Origin of the sequence: Salipiger bermudensis (genome assembly GCF_019801965.1) — a bacterium.
Classification (GTDB): Bacteria; Pseudomonadota; Alphaproteobacteria; order Rhodobacterales; family Rhodobacteraceae; genus Salipiger; species Salipiger bermudensis_A.
In genome coordinates this window covers 1-3,055 of record NZ_JAHVIA010000024.1, presented here as the reverse complement: position 1 = coordinate 3,055, position 3,055 = coordinate 1, and the positions used below count along the sequence as shown (strand labels likewise).

3 protein-coding genes are annotated in these 3,055 nt (G+C 67.3%); 2 read left to right on the top strand and 1 reads right to left on the bottom strand.

Annotated features, from left to right (window positions below; genetic code table 11):
• Window positions 1–204: 204 nt before the first annotated feature.
• Window positions 205–1,437 (bottom strand): plasmid recombination protein, encoded by a 1,233-nt coding sequence (locus KUV62_RS22595; protein WP_261395840.1) that lies wholly within the window; start codon window positions 1,435–1,437, stop codon window positions 205–207.
• A 535-nt stretch (window positions 1,438–1,972) separates the two neighbouring features.
• Here KUV62_RS22595 and KUV62_RS22590 point away from each other — a divergent pair.
• Complete coding sequence (locus KUV62_RS22590) at window positions 1,973–2,509, top strand: hypothetical protein (protein WP_222606013.1); 537 nt, start codon at window positions 1,973–1,975, stop codon at window positions 2,507–2,509.
• Entirely contained in the window at window positions 2,502–2,924 is a 423-nt protein-coding gene (locus tag KUV62_RS22585) for a hypothetical protein (RefSeq protein WP_222606012.1), read from the top strand. Before KUV62_RS22590 ends, KUV62_RS22585 begins: the two co-directional genes overlap by 8 nt.
• The last annotated feature ends 131 nt before the right edge of the window (window positions 2,925–3,055 follow it).

The window sequence follows — 3,055 nt, the reverse complement described above, 5'->3', positions numbered from 1 at the left end:
TCGCCGATCTGCGCGATGACGCGCTGCTGGTTCTTGGTAAAATTCATGCGTATGTCCTTCTATATGGCATGGACTTCAGATGGTGCTCTCGCACCGGTGAGGGTCGGAGTGGTCGGCGTTTGTCCTGGTCGCAACCGCCCCGATGATCAGGAGGTGTGATCTTTTTTCTGACGCCAAAACATTGGTTCGGTTTGTCCCGCGCGATCACTCGTCAGACCGCAGGTCGGTGGGATCCGACCGGTCCTGACCGAGCTGTTTCGGCAGGCGAACAAGAGCGCGGGAGAGGGACTTGCGGGCCTCGATAATCGCGCCACGGGCTTTCTCCGGCAGAGATTGCGCCATCGCGATGATGGCGACATCCGCCTGCCGGATCTCGTCGAAGGCTTGCGTCAGCTCCTCCCGGGCCTCGCGCTTGGCACGAATCTGCAGGGCCTTCAGGGCTTTCGAGAACAGGGACTTTGCAAGCCGTCGGCGCGGCCCGTCTGCCGCCGGATCCTCCGCCTCTGGCAGGGTGGTCGCGCCGCTGGCGACCTTGCGGGCAATATCGAGCACCGCATCCGCGTCGGCCTCCCGGGACCTGACATCGGTCTCCCGTTGCGAGACGTCGTCTTCCCGCAAGGTGAGCTCCTGCTCTTGCTCCGCAAGTCTCTCCTCCTGTGCGCGCCGCCAATCCCGCGGGCTCACGTGCTCACGCCGCTCCGGCACCTCGACCTTGACGGTCGTCGCGTCATCCTCCGCGGCGCCTTTCGACTCGGGATCCACGTTCCTGTCCTCGATCTGGCGGTTGTGCTTGATCGCTGCCCGGATGGCCTTGGCCCGCCGTTCGCCGCGGTGCAGGCCGATCTCCGAGAACCACGCGCCGACGCTGTCCTGCGCAGCCTCGTAGTCGCGGATCATCGCGTGCTTCGAGGGCTGCAGCATACGCCGCCCGTCCTTGGTCTCGCCCCGCGGCAGGATGATAGCGTGGATGTGGTAGGCCTCCTCATCGAGATCGGCCCTTGCGTGGATCACGTCGTCGCCGAACTGCTGGGTGAGCCAGCTCACCGCCAAAGCCTCGAAGCGCTCCTCGCGGGTGCCGCCAAAGAGGTCGTCGAAGGACTCGCTGTCGATCTCCTCGAACCAGGCCTTGTTGGCGGTCAGGATGACCTCTCGGAGCGGGCCGTGGCGGGTGGATCGCCAGGGATCCCGCGGGCCTTCCACGATCCGCTTCTTGATCTCTGCCGTGCGGCGGCGCTTGCGGAGCTTCTCCAGCTCGCTGGCGAAGTTCCCGGTGCGCATGTCGTCGATCTCCGCCAGCGCCGTTGCCGCCCAATCCTTCTTGCCGATCAGCGGTCGATTGAGCTTGGATCGTTCGCGGTCCACATGGCCGAGATCGCCGCCCTTGCGGTGGCGATGGCCTTCGTAGCCGCCGAGGTCCTTCGGGAACATGCCCGCCATGCGCAGCACGATCGGGTGGGTTTGCCTGGTCGGCATGGGTCGTCCTCCTGTTGTGGAGGTCGGGAAGTCGGATCGGCTGTGGATCTGCGGAAACGCGGGTTCGGTTTGCCCTCGCGATGCGCCGGTGCGCAGGGGGGATTACTCACTAATCAGCCCGCGCAGTTTCCCCTGGAAACCGCTCGGGCTGGCGTTCGTCGGGGCGCTGCCCCGAACCCCGCGCCTGTGCGGCGGACACGCCGGCGCGGCGCGCGGAAGGGGCGTCGTTCTGCACTCCCCCTTCACCCCCTGCGCCCGGGGACACCGCTCCGCGCGGTATCCCCGAACCCCTTCCGGCTCGGAGGGAGCGTTCGCCACATCCCTCCACCCTGCGGCGTCTCCGACGGCTCGGGAGGCTGCGCCCCCAAGACCCCGGCGAGAGGCGCGGACGGCAGGGCAGGAGCCCGCGTCCGGCTGCGCAGAACGGGTGTCGCGCAGCCGGACGCGGGCCCCGGCCCGGTCGGCGGAAGACGTGACAGATCATCGAGAAGGACATCCGATGACTGAACAGACCCTTTTGCAGATCCCAGCGCCGTGGCACGCCACCGTCGCGCCGGGCGACATCGTCGCCTTCCGCTTCCCGCACGAGACCGACGGCAGCGAGTCCCCGAAGGTTCGCCCGACACTGGTGATCGACGTGGTCGAACGCTTCGGCGAACGCTACGCCGTCCTCGCCTACGGCACGACCAACTCGCGGCGCTTCGGGCGCCGGGAGGCCTACGCCATCGACGTGCTCGATGAGGCCGAGCGCGACGGCGCGTCGCTGCACCGACAGACCCGCTTCCATGCCTCGCGTCGGCTGATGGTCTCGCTCAGGAACAGCGGCTTCGACATCCGGCGCGACGCGTGCACCGCGCGGCTGGGGCGGCTGTCCGGCGACAGCCTCAAGCGCCTGCAGCAGGTCCGCGCGAGGATCCACGCGGAGCAGGACATGCGCCGTGACCGCAACCGCCAGCGACGGGCTGCACGACCGGTCGTGGTCGAGACCAAGCGCAAGGGCCGCATCCGCAGCGCGAAGGAGGTTCGTCATGTCTGATCTCGATTACGATCCGCTGATGAAGCGCATCCACGCGGTGCTGCTGCTCTTCCCGGCCGCGGAGACGGCGCTCGACACGCTCGATGCGCTTGAAGTGCTGCGTCACATCAAGCTGGCGCGGGACCTCCGCCGGCGCTTCTTCCGCCGGCAGATCTTCAGCGCGAAGGATCTGCACGATCTCGAGACACTGCTCGGACCGATCACGCAGGTCCTCAAGGCCGAGTGGCGCATCGAGGTGATCAACGATGAAGGCATGGTGCAGTCGCATGTCGAGCGCACCCGCACCTGTCGGGGCGCAGAGGTCCATGCCGCGAGCCGGCCGCTTTACGCGCTCCGCGACGGGCTGATCGACATCTCCGAGCTGCGCCACGCCGAGGAGATCGCGATGACGCTGCGCCAGGAGACGCCCGACTGAGACCTGCGGGGGCGCTGCAAGGCGCCCCCGCGAGGGATCCGAACCGAACCGTTTCTGCGATCCATGCGACGGCAACACGTCCTCCCTGCCCAAGAACGGGCAGGCTTTTTGAGGACTGAGCATGACCGAGA

Bases quoted from the DNA above. Each gene is read 5' to 3' on its own strand.
- KUV62_RS22585 (WP_222606012.1), top strand. From the start codon at position 2,502: ATGTCTGATCTCGATTACGATCCGCTGATGAAGCGCATCCACGCGGTG.
- KUV62_RS22595 (WP_261395840.1), bottom strand. From the start codon at position 1,437: ATGGCGGGCATGTTCCCGAAGGACCTCGGCGGCTACGAAGGCCATCGC.
- KUV62_RS22590 (WP_222606013.1), top strand. From the start codon at position 1,973: ATGACTGAACAGACCCTTTTGCAGATCCCAGCGCCGTGGCACGCCACC.